This window comes from Methylobacterium terricola (assembly GCF_006151805.1).
GTDB classification, from domain to species: domain Bacteria; phylum Pseudomonadota; class Alphaproteobacteria; order Rhizobiales; family Beijerinckiaceae; genus Methylobacterium; species Methylobacterium terricola.
Map to the genome: position 1 here is coordinate 1 of NZ_VDDA01000020.1, position 15,784 is coordinate 15,784.

12 protein-coding genes and 1 pseudogene are annotated in these 15,784 nt (G+C 69.8%); 11 read left to right on the forward strand and 2 right to left on the reverse strand.

Going from position 1 to position 15,784, the window contains the following annotated elements:
• The first annotated feature begins 586 nt into the window (after positions 1 to 586).
• Positions 587 to 1,627 carry a cysteine synthase A gene (locus FF100_RS27845; RefSeq protein ID WP_139039017.1) on the forward strand — a complete coding sequence of 347 codons (1,041 nt, stop codon included), beginning with the start codon at positions 587 to 589 and terminating at the stop codon, positions 1,625 to 1,627.
• 443 nt (positions 1,628 to 2,070) lie between these two features.
• A complete protein-coding gene (locus FF100_RS27850) occupies positions 2,071 to 2,328 on the forward strand; it encodes a helix-turn-helix domain-containing protein (RefSeq protein ID WP_139039018.1) in 258 nt (85 codons plus the stop codon).
• A gap of 119 nt (positions 2,329 to 2,447) precedes the next feature.
• On the opposite strand, the gene FF100_RS27855 is transcribed toward FF100_RS27850, so the two are convergent.
• Positions 2,448 to 4,112 (reverse strand): alpha-amylase family protein, encoded by a 1,665-nt coding sequence (locus FF100_RS27855; RefSeq protein WP_139039019.1) that lies wholly within the window; start codon positions 4,110 to 4,112, stop codon positions 2,448 to 2,450.
• 258 nt (positions 4,113 to 4,370) lie between these two features.
• Here FF100_RS27855 and urtA point away from each other — a divergent pair, with 258 nt between their 5' ends.
• The 5 genes from urtA to urtE all read left to right on the forward strand — a co-directional run bounded on the left by urtA (position 4,371) and on the right by urtE (position 10,232).
• Positions 4,371 to 5,663, forward strand: coding sequence for an urea ABC transporter substrate-binding protein (gene urtA / locus FF100_RS27860; protein WP_139039020.1), 1,293 nt, complete (start codon positions 4,371 to 4,373; stop codon positions 5,661 to 5,663).
• A 312-nt stretch (positions 5,664 to 5,975) separates the two neighbouring features.
• Positions 5,976 to 7,577, forward strand: coding sequence for an urea ABC transporter permease subunit UrtB (gene urtB / locus FF100_RS27865; protein WP_139039021.1), 1,602 nt, complete (start codon positions 5,976 to 5,978; stop codon positions 7,575 to 7,577).
• Between the two features lie 2 nt (positions 7,578 to 7,579).
• Positions 7,580 to 8,734, forward strand: a complete 1,155-nt coding sequence (gene urtC / locus FF100_RS27870) for an urea ABC transporter permease subunit UrtC (protein ID WP_139039022.1) — start codon at positions 7,580 to 7,582, stop codon at positions 8,732 to 8,734.
• Complete coding sequence (urtD, locus tag FF100_RS27875; RefSeq protein WP_139039023.1) at positions 8,731 to 9,522, forward strand: urea ABC transporter ATP-binding protein UrtD; 792 nt, start codon at positions 8,731 to 8,733, stop codon at positions 9,520 to 9,522. The genes urtC and urtD overlap by 4 nt, the downstream gene beginning before the upstream one ends.
• 14 nt (positions 9,523 to 9,536) lie before the next feature.
• Positions 9,537 to 10,232, forward strand: a complete 696-nt coding sequence (gene urtE / locus FF100_RS27880) for an urea ABC transporter ATP-binding subunit UrtE (RefSeq protein ID WP_109971356.1) — start codon at positions 9,537 to 9,539, stop codon at positions 10,230 to 10,232.
• A 4-nt stretch (positions 10,233 to 10,236) separates the two neighbouring features.
• Here urtE and FF100_RS27885 read toward each other — a convergent pair whose 3' ends face one another.
• The gene (locus FF100_RS27885; protein WP_139039024.1) at positions 10,237 to 11,109 is read right to left on the reverse strand and encodes a LysR family transcriptional regulator; all 873 of its coding nucleotides are present in this window, start codon (positions 11,107 to 11,109) and stop codon (positions 10,237 to 10,239) included.
• Positions 11,110 to 11,225: 116 nt separating this feature from the next.
• Here FF100_RS27885 and FF100_RS27890 point away from each other — a divergent pair, with 116 nt between their 5' ends.
• The 4 genes and pseudogenes from FF100_RS27890 to FF100_RS27905 all read left to right on the forward strand — a co-directional run bounded on the left by FF100_RS27890 (position 11,226) and on the right by FF100_RS27905 (position 15,772).
• Entirely contained in the window at positions 11,226 to 12,341 is a 1,116-nt protein-coding gene (locus FF100_RS27890) for an alkene reductase (protein ID WP_139039025.1), read from the forward strand.
• Positions 12,342 to 12,590: 249 nt separating this feature from the next.
• Positions 12,591 to 13,187 (forward strand): annotated as a pseudogene (rimP, locus tag FF100_RS27895) (ribosome maturation factor RimP); the annotation flags it as partial.
• 78 nt (positions 13,188 to 13,265) lie between these two features.
• Positions 13,266 to 14,957, forward strand: a complete 1,692-nt coding sequence (gene nusA / locus FF100_RS27900) for a transcription termination factor NusA (RefSeq protein WP_139039027.1) — start codon at positions 13,266 to 13,268, stop codon at positions 14,955 to 14,957.
• Positions 14,958 to 14,980: 23 nt separating this feature from the next.
• A complete protein-coding gene (locus FF100_RS27905) occupies positions 14,981 to 15,772 on the forward strand; it encodes an RNA-binding protein (protein WP_139039028.1) in 792 nt (263 codons plus the stop codon).
• Positions 15,773 to 15,784 lie beyond the last annotated feature (12 nt).

Consider the following 15,784-nt stretch of genomic DNA (forward strand, 5'->3'; position numbering starts at 1 on the left):
GGCGAGGCGGGTGCGGCGGCAGAAGCGGGGCGATCGCAGACCAGAGGTCGTCGGGAAGAAGCGGGCGAGCCATACCACCCCAACGCCCAACAGACCCGATCGTGCCGTTCTGTTAGGCGCTCTAAGTCAGGAAGGCTGACATTTGCCGGGGCGGGCGTCAACGCGGAGTAGAGGCATTCCAGGCAGCTCAAATTCGCTCATGCCTGGCGAGACGCGGAACAGGCGTCGATCCCCCCTCGTATTTCACCCGCGGACGGCCCATCCCGAGGCTCCCCTTTCCCGGATGATTGAAACGAAGTGGAAGGAGATCCGGGATCGAGCATAAAAGGTCGCGAAGCGTCCTCGTGGCTGCAACGTTGCAAATATAGAGCCGCTTCGCGGCACTTCTTCTGCTGGATCCCGGATCTCCTTCCGCTGACGCTACAGTCGTCCGGGAAAGGGGTAGGGCTCACCATGGGGCGGCTGCGCATTCGGCACGACGATGCCTGTCGTTGCGACGAGCCGTGCGCCTTGCCGCCCATCCGGTTTCGCGGCATCACCGCTACCCCCGCGGGCCCTCGCGCCCGCCCATACGGATGGCCCCGCGATGATCCGCCCCGACATCCTCGCCGCGATCGGCGGCACGCCCTTGATCCGCCTCAAGCGCGCCTCGGAGGAGACCGGCTGCACCATCCTGGGCAAGGCCGAGTTCCTCAATCCGGGACAGTCGGTGAAGGACCGCGCCGCCCTGTTCATGGTCGAGGCCGCCGAGCGCGCCGGCGCCTTGCGGCCGGGCGGTACCATCGTCGAGGGGACGGCGGGCAATACCGGCATCGGGCTGGCGCTCGTCGGCGCGGCGCGGGGCTACCGCACCGTGATCGTGATCCCCGACACCCAGTCGGCGGAGAAGAAGCAGGCGCTGCGGCTGGCCGGGGCCGACCTCGTCGAGGTGCCGGCGGTGCCGTTCGCCAATCCCAACAACTACGTCAAGGTCGCCGGCCGCCTCGCCGCACGGCTTTCCGCCACCGAGCCCGGCGGCGCCTTCTTTGCCGACCAGTTCGACAACACGGCCAACCGCGACGCCCACGTCGCCACGACCGGGCCGGAGATCTGGGAGGCGACCGGGGGACGGGTCGACGGCTTCATCTGCGCCGCCGGCACCGGCGGCACGCTCGCCGGCACCGCGGCGGCTTTGCGCGCCTGCAACCCGGGGGTGACGATCGGGCTCGCCGATCCCGACGGCTCGGCGCTGCATCCCTACTACGCCACCGGCGAGCTCAAGGCCTCGGGCAGCTCGATCACCGAGGGCATCGGCCAGGGCCGCATCACCGGCAACCTCGCGGGCTTCCGGCCCGACATCTCCTTCGGCATCCCCGACGCCGAGGCGCTGCCGCTGGTCTTCGGCCTGCTCGCGGAGGAGGGGCTGTGCCTCGGCGGCTCGTCGGGCATCAACGTCGCGGGGGCGATCCGGCTCGCCCGCCATCTCGGCCCCGGCCACACCATCGTGACGATCCTGTGCGATTACGGCACCCGCTACGCCTCGAAGCTGTTCGATCCCGGCTTCCTGCGCGCCCGCGACCTGCCGGTGCCGCACTGGCTCGCCAGCCCGCGCACGATCGATCCCGGGCTGGTGCCGGCGGGCGCGTAGGCGCCCGCGCGGATTTTTCTCGCGCGTCCTGGGGCAAGTTCTGCCGCCGGCGCGACCGAGGTAAGGCGGGATCAGCGGCGCGACGGCCCCGCGCCGCCGCGCCGAAGGGGTGGTCGCCGCCGGCCGGCCGTGCGGTTTCACCGGGCGGATCAAGCAATAACACACGGGCTCGACGCCTCTCGTCATGCGCCCGCGGCCGGGAGGAATGCCCCTCGCGCCTCGAATGCCGCCTCGGACCGCCTTTCCTCCCGCCGACAACTCCCGCTGATCACGTGACGCTCACTGTATTTCTCATCGATCTGCGCCCTGCATCACAAGCATAGGGCGATACCGATTTTGGTCGATCCTCCTGTTAACGACTTGTTAACCCTGATTGCGCAGCTTTTCCAGGTCCTCACACCAAGCAAAAGCCCGGGGGCTCTCGTCACCAGGAGGAAATCAGCATGGCGCCAGCGACCACCCTCGCGGAGGCCGAGCGCAAGCTCGTCATCGAGACGCTCATCCGTTGCCGCGGCAACCGCACCCACGCCGCCAGGATGCTCGGCGTCTCGGTCCGCACGGTCCGCAACCGGATCGCGGAATACAAGCGGATCGGCGTCTGCCTGCCGATCTACCGCGACGTCGTCTGGTCCGACCGGCCGGAGGGAGAGTTCTCGCCGGAGGAGGCGGGGCTGGGGATGCCGGCGGAGGTGGGGGCCTGACGGACGGCTTCGCTCGATGAGCCCACGCCCGTCCACCCATCCTCCGGGTCATTCCGGGCTCGGCGTCGCAGCCCCGGAATGACCCGGTGCGTGTCGGGATCCTCGAGCAAGCCGGGCCCTCAGATCTCGCTCCGCCGCAGCAGGTAATCCAGCCCCCCGACCCGGTACCACCGGTACCCGTACCCCTCCATCAGGACGCAGTGCCGGCCGTCGTCGTTGGCGAGGCTGCGCTGGCCGGTGAGGAGGTCGATCAGGTTGCGGCCGTCGCCGTCGAGGCCGGTGGCGAAGCCGACCTCGCGCGGCTCGGCCTGAAGGTTGTGCAGGCACAGGACCGAGTTCTTCCGCCAGTCGTAGCGCAAAGCCAGCACGCCGGGATGGCCGGTCTCGATCACCGTGAAGTCGCCCCAGCCGATCTCCGGCACCTCCTTGCGCATGCGGATGATGCGCTCCATCCAGTTGAGGAGCGATTCCGGCGCACAGCGCTGCCCCGCCGCGTTGACGTGCTGGTAGGCATAAGCCCCGTGGTGGATCGGCGGCGATTCGGGCGTGTCGCTCAGGGTGAAGCCGCCCTGCGGCTCGTGCGACCACTGCATCGGCGTGCGGGCGCAGTCGCGCTCGGGCAGCGAGAGGTCGTCGCCCATACCGATCTCGTCGCCGTAGCGCAGCACCGGCGTGCCCGGCAGGGTGAACATCAGGCTGTAGGCGAGCTCGATCCGGCGCCGGTCGCCGCCGAGCATCGGCGCGAGGCGCCGGCGGATGCCGCGGCCGTAGAGCTGCATGTCGGGTTCAGGGCCAAAGGCCTGGAACACCGTCTGGCGCTGCTTCTCTGTCAGCCGCCCGAGATCCAGCTCGTCGTGGTTGCGCAGGAAGATCGCCCACTGGCCCGAGGCCGGCCGGTTCCGGGTCTTCTCCAGCGCCTTCACCAGCGGGCGCGAATCGGCCGAGGCGAGCGCGTAGAACAGGGTCTGGTTGGCCTGGAAGTTGAACATCATGTGCATGCGGTCGGCGTCCTCGCCGAAATAGTCGAGGTCCTGGCGCGGCAGGATGTTGGCCTCGGCCAGGATGATCGCGTCGCCCTGGCGCCATTGTAGGAACTCGCGGAACAGCCGCAGCAGCTCGAACTGCTCGCGCGGCTCGCCGGAGACCTCCGGTCCCTTCTCGGCGATCACGAACGGCACCGCATCCATCCGGAAGCCCGACACGCCGAGCTGGATCCAGAACCCCATGATCTTCAGGATCTCGGCCTGGACGTGGGGGTTCGCGGTGTTGAGGTCGGGCTGGAAGTCGTAGAAGCGGTGGAAGTACCAGGCCTTCGCTTCCTTGTCGTAGCTCCAGGTGCTCTTCTGCACGCCCGGGAACACCATGCCCTCGTGGGCCTGCGGCGGCTTCGTCTTCGACCAGACGTACCAGTCGCGGGTGAGGGCATTCGGGTCGGAGCGGGCGGCCTGGAACCACGGATGCTGGTCGGAGGTGTGGTTGACCACGAGGTCGATCAGCACCCGCATCCCGCGCTGCTTGGCGGCGTGGGTGAAGGCGACGAAGTCGCCGAGCGTGCCGTAGCGCGGATCGACGCCGTAATAGTCGGCGACGTCGTAGCCGTGGTCGCGTCCCGGCGAGGGCTGGAACGGGTGCAGCCAGATCGCCGTGACGCCGAGCCCGAGCAGATAATCGAGGCGCCGCTCCAGCCCCTCGAAATCGCCGATGCCGTCGCCGTTGGCATCCATGAAGGAGCCGACCGAGAGGCAGTAGATCACCGCGTTCTTGTACCAGAGGTCCTCGATCACCCCGGCTCTCCTCACGCCTCGACGGTCCGCATCCCGTCAACAGCTAGGGCAGTGGCCCCTTAAGCGTAGCCTTGGCGCTATCTTGGGCATGATGGCGCTCGCATGGGCAGGGGTGCGCCGAAAGAAACGGCGATTGGCCCCGAAATCCGGCGTGTGCCCAGAATTTGAGCCGCCCCCCGGGGAACCATTTCAAAAAATTCCTTGGCATGCCCTTTGCGGATCGGGGTCCGGGCGCCTTGGCCCAGGGAGACGATGAACATGACGTGGAAGGGTTGGCTCTCGCGCGCCGCGGTCGCGGGCGGGTTGGCGCTCGGCACGCTGACGACCACGGTCGCCTCGGCGCAGGAGACCATCAAGGTCGGCATCCTGCACTCGCTTTCGGGCACGATGGCGATCTCCGAGACGACGCTCAAAGACGTCATGCTGATGCTCATCGACGAGCAGAACAAGAAGGGCGGCGTGCTCGGCAAGAAGCTCGAGGCGGTGGTCGTCGATCCGGCCTCGAACTGGCCGCTCTTCGCCGAGAAGGCGCGCGAGCTGATCGCGAAGGACAAGGTCGCCGCGGTGTTCGGCTGCTGGACCTCGGTGTCGCGCAAGTCGGTGCTGCCGGTCTTCAAGGAGCTCAACAACATCCTGTTCTACCCCGTCCAGTACGAGGGCGAGGAGAGCGAGCGCAACGTGTTCTACACCGGCGCCGCCCCGAACCAGCAGGCGATCCCGGCCGTCGACTACCTGATGTCGGAGGACGGCGGCAGCGTGAAGCGGTGGGTGCTGGAGGGCACGGACTACGTCTACCCGCGCACCACCAACAAGATCCTCGAAGCCTACCTCAAGTACAAGGGGGTGAAGGACGAGGACATCATGATCAACTACACCCCGTTCGGCTTCTCGGACTGGCAGACGGAGGTGTCGAAGATCAAGGCGTTCGGCTCGGCCGGCAAGAAGACCGCGGTGGTCTCGACCGTCAACGGTGACGCCAACGTGCCGTTCTACAAGGAACTCGGCAACCAGGGCATCAAGGCGACCGACATCCCGGTGATGGCGTTCTCGGTCGGCGAGGAGGAGCTGGCCGGCATCGACACCAAGCCGCTCGTCGGCCACCTCGCCGCGTGGAACTACTTCGAGTCGGTGAAGACCCCGGAGAACGAGGCGTTCATCAAGAAGTGGCAGGAGTTCAAGAAGAACCCCAAGGCCGTCACCAACGACCCGATGGAAGCGAGCTACATCGGCTTCAACATGTGGGTGAAGGCGGTCGAGAAGGCCGGCACCACCAACCCGGACAAGGTGATCGACGCGCTGCCCGGCACCGAGCAGGCCAACCTCACCGGCGGCACCGCCAAGATGCTGCCCAACCACCACATCACCAAGCCGGTCTTCATCGGCGAGATCGAGGCGAACGGCCAGTTCGACGTGGTGTGGAAGACCAAGGAGCTGATCCCCGGCGAGGCCTGGTCGAAGCAGCTCGAAGGCTCGAAGGACCTCGAGGCCGACTGGGTGCAGCTCAAGTGCGGCAACTACAACACCAAGACGAAGAAGTGCGGCGGCGCGTAAAGCGCCTGCTGCCGGGCCTCTCCCCGAGGGGGGAGGGGCCCGAGGGGATGCCGTTCGGCTCCCCTTTCCCGGACGACTGCAGCGGAGCGGAAGGAGATCCGGGATCCAGCCGCAAGACTTGCCGCGAAGCGGCTCTCACTGTTGCGACGGTGCAGACATGCTGACGCTTCGCGACTTTCTGTGCTGGATCCCGGATCTCCTTCCGCTGACGCTGCAGTCGTGCGGGAAAGGGGTGGGTGCCTGAGAACCCGGTGCCACCACGCCCACGACCTCTTCCGCAAGGAAGACGATAACCTCCTCGGACATCTCTGCATGCGCCGCTGCCTCGTCCTTCTCCTCGTCGCCTGGTGCACCGCTTGGTGTGTCACTTGGGCCCTGCCGGCCGCGGCGCAGACCGGGTCCGATGCTGCCTATGCCCGGCTCGCCAGCGACAGCTATTCCGACATCGAGGCCGGCATCGCCGCGCTCGCCACCAGCGGCGACCCGAAGGCCGGTGCGGTCCTGCGCGCGCTCGCCGAGAACCGCCTGCTCTACCGCCCGGACGACAAGGCGCTCGCCATCAAGGACGGCGCCACGGTCACCGACGCCCGCACCGGCGCGGCGGTCGGCCCGGACGGCCTGAAGCCCGTGCGGGTCAACAACCGGGTGCGGCGCGCCATCGACGCGGCCCTCGGCACCCTGAATCTCCTCGCCCCCGACGCCGCCACCCGCCGCACCGCCGCCGACGCGGTGTTCAAGGCCCGCGACGTCGCCGCCCTTCCGGCCCTCGACGCGGCCCTCGCCCGCGAGACCGATGCGAGCGCGAAGCGCAGCCTGCAGGAGGCCCGCGCCGCGGCGTTGCTGGCCAAGCCCGGCAGTCCTGAGATCGACCGGCTCGCGGCCGTCGACACGATCCAGAACCGCGGCGACAGCGAGGCGCTCGGGATCTTGCGCGGCCTCTCGGGCGACGCGGCTTCGAGCGTGCGCGACGCCGCCGCCCGCGGCGTGTCGGCGATCGAGACCCGCCAGGCACTGATGGCGAACGTGCAGAACGCCTGGTACGGCGTGTCGCTCGGCTCGGTGCTGCTGCTCGCCGCCATCGGCCTTGCCATCACCTTCGGGGTGATGGGCATCATCAACATGGCCCACGGCGAGATGGTGATGCTCGGCGCCTACACCACCTACCTGGTGCAGGAGCTGATCCGCCAGAGGGCCCCCGGCCTGTTCGACTGGTCGCTGCCGATCGCGATCCCGCTCGCCTTCCTGGTCGCCGGCGCCGTCGGCATCCTGATCGAGCGGACCGTCATCCGCCACCTCTACGGCCGTCCCCTCGAGACGCTGCTCGCCACCTGGGGCATCAGCCTGATCCTCCAGCAGGCGGTGCGCTCGGTCTTCGGGCCGACCAACCGCGAGGTCGGCGCACCCTCCTACATGTCCGGCGCCTTCGACCTGTTCGGCCTCTCGATCACCTGGGGCCGGCTGTGGATCGTGGTCTTCGCGATGGCCGTCTTCGTCGCCCTCAACCTGATCCTGAAGGCGACCTCGTTCGGCCTGAAGACCCGCGCCGTCACCCAGAACCGCCGCATGGCCGCCGCCATGGGCATCCGCACGCCGTGGATCGACGCCTTCACGTTCGGCCTGGGGTCGGGCATCGCCGGCGTGGCGGGCGTGGCTTTGTCGCAGATCGACAACGTCTCGCCGAATCTCGGCCAGGGCTACATCATCGACTCGTTCCTGGTCGTGGTGTTCGGCGGCGTCGGCAACCTGTGGGGCACGCTGGTCGCGGCGCTGACGCTGGGCGTCGCCAACAAGTTCCTCGAGCCCTATGCGGGTGCGGTGCTCGGCAAGATCCTGCTCCTCGTCTTCATCATCCTGTTCATCCAGAAGCGGCCGCGCGGCCTGTTCGCGCTCAAGGGCCGGGCGGTGGAGGCCTGACCATGCTGCTCTCCCGCATCGACAAGCCGGGCTGGATCTTCCTCGGCGTCCTGGCCCTCGCCTGCCTCGTGGTGCCGGCCCTCAACCTCATGACGGCGCCGGGCTCGGCGCTGCACGTGCCGACCTACGCCGTCTCGCTGATGGGCAAGTACCTCGCCTATGCGATCCTGGCGCTCAGCCTCGACCTCGTCTGGGGCTATTGCGGCATCCTCTCGCTCGGCCACGGCGCGTTCTTCGCGCTCGGCGGCTACGCGATGGGCATGTACCTGATGCGCCAGATCGGCCCGCGCGGCGTCTACGGCAACCCGATCCTGCCCGACTTCATGGTGTTCCTGAACTACAAGTCGCTGCCCTGGTACTGGCACGGCTTCGACTGGTTTCCCTTCGCCGCCGTGATGGTGCTGCTGGTGCCGGGAATCCTCGCCTTCGTGTTCGGCTGGCTCGCCTTCCGCTCGCGGGTGACCGGGGTCTACCTGTCGATCATCACCCAGGCGATGACCTTCGCGCTGATGCTCGCCTTCTTCCGCAACGACATGGGGTTAGGGGGCAACAACGGCCTCACCGACTTCAAGGACATCCTCGGCTTCAACGTCCAGGCGCAAGGGACCCGCGTCGCCCTGTTCGTCCTGACCGCATTGGCTCTTGCGCTCGCCTACCTCGTCGCCCGCTTCATGACGACCTCGGCCTTCGGCAAGGTGCTGATCGCGATCCGCGACGCCGAATCGCGCACCCGCTTCCTCGGCTACCGCACGGCGCACTACAAGGCCCTGGCCTTCACCGTCTCGGCGATGATGGCCGGGGTGGCGGGCGCCCTCTACGTGCCGCAGGTCGGCATCATCAACCCGTCCGAATTCGCTCCCGCCAACTCGATCGAGGCGGTGATCTGGGTCGCGGTCGGCGGTCGCGGCACGCTGGTCGGCGCGGCCCTCGGCGCGGTGCTGGTCAACTACGCCAAGACGCTGCTCACCGGCGCGATGCCGGATGCCTGGCTGTTCGCGCTCGGCGCGCTGTTCGTCGTCGTCACCCTGTTCCTGCCCAAGGGCATCCTCGGCACCCTGACCGAGCGGCTCGGCTCGCGCCGCGCCAAGGCCCGCCTGCCCGGCCCCAAACCGGGCGACATTCCCCCCGCACTCGCCGAGGAGGGCCGCGGATCATGAGCGCGGCGATCGCCCTGCCGGTTTCCGACCCGGTCCACGACAAGCGCCTCACCCAGGCCCTGCTCTACGTCGACGACATCAAGGTGACGTTCGACGGCTACCGCGCCCTGCGCGGCCTGTCCCTGACCCTGATGCCCGGCGAGATGCGGGCGATCATCGGGCCGAACGGCGCCGGCAAGACCACGATGATGGATTGCATCACCGGCAAGACCCGGCCCGATACCGGCCAGGTGATCTATGACGGCGTGCACGACCTGACCCGGATGGACGAGGCGGCGATCGCCGAGCTCGGCATCGGCCGCAAGTTCCAGAAGCCGACGGTGTTCGAGAGCCAGTCGGTCGCCGACAACATCCTCCTGGCGCTCAAAGGCCCGCGGGCCGCGACCGCGTCGCTGTTCGGCTGGCGCAACCGGGTCGAGCGGGCGCAGATCGACGCCATCCTGGAGACGGTGGGGCTGATCGCCCACCGCGGCCGGCCGGCGGCCGACCTCTCGCACGGCCAGAAGCAGTGGCTCGAGATCGGGATGCTGCTGGCGCAGGACCCGAAGCTCCTCCTCGTCGACGAGCCGGTCGCCGGCATGACCGATGCCGAGACCGAGGCGACCGCGACGCTGCTGCGCCGCATCGCCCGGGACCACGCGGTGATCGTGGTCGAGCACGACATGCACTTCGTCCGCGCGCTCCAGTGCCGCGTCACCTGCCTGCACGAGGGCGCGGTGCTGGCCGAGGGCTCGATCGATTCCGTCTCGGCCGACCCGCGGGTGGTCGAGGTCTATCTCGGCCGCTGAGGATCTTTTCGGACATGCTCTCCGTCGAGACCATCGATCTCCATTACGGCGCGGCACAGGCCCTGCGCGGCGTCTCGCTCCAGGCCGAACTCGGCAAGGTCACGGCGGTGCTCGGCCGCAACGGCGTCGGCAAGACCTCCTTGATGCGCGCCATCGTCGGCCAGCAGCCGGTGTCGAAGGGCGCGGTCAAGCTCGACGGCCGCGACATCAGCCGGCTCGCCCCCTACGACCGCGCCCGCCAGGGCATCGCCTTCGTGCCGCAGGGCCGCGAGATCTTCCCGCTCCTCACCGTCAAGGAGAACCTCGAGACCGGCTTTGCGCCCTGCAAGCGCGCTGATCGCTACGTGCCGGCCGAGATCTACGACCTCTTCCCGGTGCTCAAGGACATGCTGGGGCGGCGCGGCGGCGACCTCTCCGGCGGCCAGCAGCAGCAGCTCGCCATCGGCCGCGCCCTGGTGACGCGCCCCCGCGTCCTCGTCCTCGACGAGCCGACCGAGGGCATCCAGCCCTCGATCATCAAGGATATCGGCCGGGCGATCGACTACCTGCGCGGCAAGGGCGACATGGCGATCGTGCTGGTCGAACAATACTTCGAATGGGCCCGCGACCTGTGCGACACTTACGCGGTGATGGATCGCGGCCAGGTGGTCGAGGCGGGCCCGCGCTCCGGCATGGTCGAGGCGCAGGTGCGGCGTTGGCTGTCGGTGTGATCCCTCACGCCAATCCCCGCTCCAGCGCCGCCAGGAACACCCGCAGCTTCGGCGGCGCGTAGCGCGCCGTCGGGTAGAGGGCCCAGATCGACAGGTCCTGCGGCTCGGCATCGTTCAGCGCGACGCTGGCGAGGCGCCCTGCCGCCAGCTCGTCCTTCACGTCCCAGTACGACAGGAGCGCGAGGCCGAGCCCGCGCCGGCAGGCCTCGTGCACCCCCTCGATGCTGCTCGACGTGAAGCGCCCCTCGATCCGCACGTTGCGGGAAAGGTGGCCCGCGCGGAACGGCCAGTGCGTCACGCCGGTCAGCCGCACGCATTCGTGGTCCGCGAGATCGGCGAGGCCGGCCGGCGCGCCCCGCGCGGCGAGGTAGGCCGGGCTCGCGCAGAGCAGGCGCGGGTTGGGGGCGAGCCGCCGGGCGATCAGCCCGGAATCCCGCAACGGCGCGATCCGGATCGCGACGTCGAACCCCTCGCCGACGATGTCGACCACCGCATCGGTCAGCTGCAGGTCGATCCGCAGGCCCGGCTGGGCGGCGAGCAGGTCCGGCATCAGCGGCACCACCACCTTGCGCCCGAAGGCGGCCGGCGCCGTCGCCCGCAGCAGGCCGGTGGCGCAGAGCTGGCCGGGGCTGAGGGCGGCGCGGGCGGCCTCCTCGGCCTCCAGCATCGCCTGGGCGTAGGGCAGCAGCGCCTCGCCCTCCGCGGTGAGCGAGACCGAGCGGGTGGTGCGGTGCAGGAGGCGGGCGCCGCAATCCCGTTCCAGGGCGGCGAGGCGGCGCGAGGCCGCCATCGGGGTCAGTCCGAGGCGGCGCGCCGCCGCCGAGAGGCTGCCGGCGCCCGCCGCCGCCGCCAGCACCGCGAGGTCGCGGGTCTCCATCGCGGGTCGTCTCCCTGGATTGTAACGCTTCCCGTTAAGGCGGCTCCTCCGGCCCGGCACTACACCGCCGGCGCGCGATCGGCCATCTCGGCCGCATCAGCCCGGAGACCCGATTCGTGTCGCTTCAAGATCCCCTGTTCCAGCCGGTCCAGCTCGGCGCCCTGTCGCTCGCCCACCGCGTCGTGATGGCGCCGCTGACCCGCCTGCGCGCCCGCCGGCCCGGCGACGTGCCGGTCCCGCTGAACGCCACCTATTACGGCCAGCGCGCCAGCCGCGGCGGCCTGATCATCACCGAGGCGACCGACATCAGCGAGCAGGCCCGCGGCTATCCGGGCGCGCCGGGCCTCTACAGCGAGGAGCAGATCGCCGGCTGGCGCGGCGTCACCGAGGCGATCCACGCCCGCGGCGGGCTGGTCGCGGCGCAGATCTGGCATACCGGGCGCGTCTCGCATTCCTCGATGCAGCCCGGCGGCGCGGTTCCGGTCTCGTCCTCGGCCCGGCCGGTGACCGGCATGGGCCACATGGATGCGGGCGGCCAGCCGGTGCCGTTCGAGACGCCGCGGGCGCTGGAGGAATCCGAGATCCCCGGCATCGTCGCGGGCTTCGCGCAGGCGGTGCGCAACGCCCGCGCCGCCGGCTTCGACGCGGTCGAGATCCACTCGGCGAACGGCTACCTGCTCGACCAGTTCCTGCAGGACGGGGTCAACGCCCGCACCGACCGCTACGGCGGCCCGATCGCCAACCGGGCGCGGCTGCTGCTCGAGGTGGTGGATGCCGCGGCGCAGGCCTGGAGCGCCGACCGGATCGGCGTGCGGCTCTCGCCCTGGGGCAGCTTCAACGCCATGCGCGACAGCGATCCCGGCGCCCTGTTCGACCACGTCGCCGCCGAGCTCGGCACACGGGGCCTCGCCTATCTCCACGTGGTCGAGCCCCGCGCCGACCAGAACAGCGACGTCAACGCCATCAATCCCGACGCGCCCGACGCCGCGGCGCGGGTGAAGGCGGCCTTCGGCGGCAAGGTGATCTCCGCCGGCGGCTACGTGCGCGACACCGCCGAGGCGGCGATCACCGATGGCCGGGCGGACGCCATCGCCTTCGGGCGGCTGTTCATCGCCAACCCCGACCTGGCCGAGCGCCTGCGCCGGAATGCCCCGCTCAACCGCTACGACCGGTCGACGTTCTACGGCGGTGATGAGCGCGGCTACATCGACTATCCGGCGCTGGCGGGCTGAGGCCGTCCCGCCCGGCGCCTCCTTCCGGCCGGAGACGCAGGCGCCCGGCGGCCCCGCCGCCGAGCGCCTTGCATTTCGCGCGGTCCCGGATTATCTCCGCAACAACAGTTCTGTTCGTGGCTGATGAGGCTACGGTGCGGGAGTGGGTCCCCCGGGGCCCGCTCTTTTTTATTGCCGCAAGCCTCCCCGGACGCGAGCCGAACGCCAGATTGCCTCCCCTCACGGGACTGCGCCACGGCTCTCACACCCATGACCGACGCCCCAGACCAACACCCGGCCGAGAAGCGCCTGATCACCGAGACCGGCGTCGCCGCTCGCGTCGCGCAGATCATCGAGCCCGCGATCGAGGGCCTCGGCTTCCGCCTCGTGCGGGTGCGCATCAGCGGCCAGAACGGCTGCACGGTGCAGATCATGGCCGAGCGGCCGGACGGCACCATGTCGGTGGACGAGTGCGAGACCGTCAGCCGCACGATCTCGCCGATCCTCGACGTCGACGATCCGATCGGCGGCGCCTACTACCTCGAGATCTCCTCGCCGGGCATCGACCGGCCGCTGGTGCGCGCCGGCGACTTCGCCCGCTGGGCCGGCTACGAGGCCAAGGTCGAGCTGGCGATGCCGCTCGATGGCCGCAAGCGTTTCCGCGGCATCATCCGGGCGCCGGACGGAGACAAGGTCCGCATCGAGCTGCCCGACGTCAAGGAGGGCCTGCCGTCCGCCTACGACCTCACCCTGCGCGACATCGCCGAGGCCCATCTCGTCCTCACCGATGCGCTGGTGCGCGAGTCGCTGCGGCGCGGCTCGGCCCCGCCGCAGGACGACGACGAGGACGACGTGGACGAGGGCGCCGCCCCGCCCGCCGCCCGCTGAGCGATCCGAAGACAATTCCAACCCAATCAGAATCTCCAACCAGGAAGGACTGAACCGATGGCCGTCGTCAGCGCCAACAGGCTCGAACTCCTCCAGATCGCCGATGCGGTCGCCCGCGAGAAGGTGATCGACCGCGCCATCGTGATCGGCGCCATGGAGGAGGCGATCGCCAAGGCCGCCCGCTCGCGCTACGGCGCCGAGACCGACGTGCATGCCGAGATCGACCCGCGCACCGGGGCGCTGCGCCTGTCGCGTCACCTCCTGGTGGTGGACGAGGTCGAGAACGACGCCCGCGAGATCGACCTCGTGGCGGCGCGCCGGCACAACCCGGCCGCCCAGGTCGGCGACGTGATCTCCGACACCCTGCCGCCGTTCGACTTCGGCCGCGTCGCCGCCCAGTCGGCCAAGCAGGTGATCGTCCAGAAGGTCCGCGAGGCCGAGCGCGAGCGCCAGTACGACGAGTACAAGGACCGCATCGGCGAGGTCGTCAACGGTCTCGTGAAGCGCGTCGAGTACGGCAACGTCATCGTCGATCTCGGCCGCGGCGAGGGCATCGTCCGCCGCGACGAGTCGATCCCGCGCGAGACCTTCCGCCCCGGCGACCGCATCCGCGCCTACCTGTTCGACGTCCGCCACGAGGTGCGCGGGCCGCAGATCTTCCTCTCGCGCTCGCACCCGCAATTCATGGCCAAGCTCTTCGGCCAGGAAGTGCCGGAGATCTACGACGGCATCGTCGAGGTGAAGGCGGTCGCCCGCGATCCTGGCTCGCGCGCCAAGATCGCGGTGATCTCGCGCGATTCCTCGATCGACCCGGTCGGCGCCTGCGTCGGCATGCGCGGCTCCCGCGTCCAGGCGGTGGTCGGCGAGCTGCAGGGCGAGAAGATCGACATCATCCCGTGGTCGCAGGACCAGGCGACCTTCATCGTCAACGCGCTGCAGCCGGCCGAGGTGGTCAAGGTGGTGCTCGACGAGGAGGCCGACCGCATCGAGGTGGTGGTGCCCGACGACCAGCTGTCGCTCGCCATCGGCCGCCGCGGCCAGAACGTGCGGCTGGCCTCCCAGCTCACCGGCTGGGACATCGACATCCTGACCGAGGCCGAGGAATCGGAGCGCCGGCAGAAGGAGTTCGTCGAGCGCACCAACACCTTCATGCAGGCCCTCGACGTCGACGAGACCGTCGGCCAGCTCCTCGCCGCGGAAGGCTTCCGCTCGGTCGAGGAGATTGCCTATGTCGAGCCGACGGAGCTCGCCAACATCCAGGGTCTCGACGAGGAGACCGGCGCCGAGATCCAGGCCCGCGCGCTCGACTATCTCAACCGCATCGAGGCCGAGAACGACGCCCGCCGCATCGAGCTCGGCGTCGCCGACGAGCTGCGCGACATCGACGGCATCACCACCCCGATGATGGTGGCCCTGGGCGAGAACGAGGTGAAGACCGTCGAGGACCTCGCCGGCTGCGCCACCGACGACCTCGTCGGCTACACGGAAGGGCGCGGCCCCGAGGCGGTGCGCCATGCCGGCTATCTCGACGGGTTCGAGCTCTCCCGCGCCGAGGCCGAGGCGATGATCATGGCCGCCCGCGTCCATGCCGGCTGGGTCGAGGCGCCCCCGGTCGAGGAGATGCAGGAGGACGAGGGCGAGCAGCCTGAGGGTGAGGAGGCCGAGGGCGAGTCGTCCGAGGGCGAGGACTCCGAGACCGTGCCGGTCGAGGAGGACGCCGCCGCGGCCGCCGAGCGCCAGCCGACCTGAGGCGGGGAGGGGAGCCTCACACCATGAGCGCGACCATGCAGGACGAGACGCAGGACGCGGACGCGCTGCCGCCGGACATCCTCGATGCCGGCGCGGGGCGCGGCCGCGCCAACGCGGAGCGCACCTGCCTGGTCACGCGGCAGGCCGGCAACCCCGACCGGATGATCCGCTTCGCGCTGGCGCCCGACGGCCGGGTGGTGCCGGACCTGCGCGCCAAGCTTCCGGGCCGCGGCGCCTGGGTCACGGCGACCCGGGCGGCGGTGGCCGACGCGGTGAGGAAGCGGCTGTTCCAGCGCGCCTTCAAGCGGAAGGATGCCGTTGCGGCCGCCGATCTCGCCGATGTGATCGAGGCGGGGTTGCGCGACGACCTGCGCCAGGCTTTCTCGCTGGCCAACAAGGCGGGCTGCGTCGTCACCGGCTTCACCAAGGTCGAGAGCGCGGTCGACAGCCTCACCGGGGTGAAGGCCCTGGTGCATGCCAGCGACGCCAGCGCCGACGGGCGCCGCAAGCTCGCCCAGGCATTGCGAAGGCGGTATGGCGATGCCATATCGAGGATCCCGGTGATCGACGACCTGTCCGGTGAAGAATTGGACATGGCCTTGGGCCGGGATCATGTGATACACGCTGCCCTCGTCGCGGGAGCCGGCACTGCCGGCTTGCTCGCGCGTTGGCGTCGGCTCCACGTCTTCCGCGGCGAGGCGGCGACGCCGGGAACCGCCGGAACGGAGCCTCCGGGCTCCGACGCGGCTGTCCCGGACGCTGCCCAGGATGATGGAGCATCGTTGCGGACCGGCCCCCCGGAGGCCGGTGGTTGAGTGAATCGAATG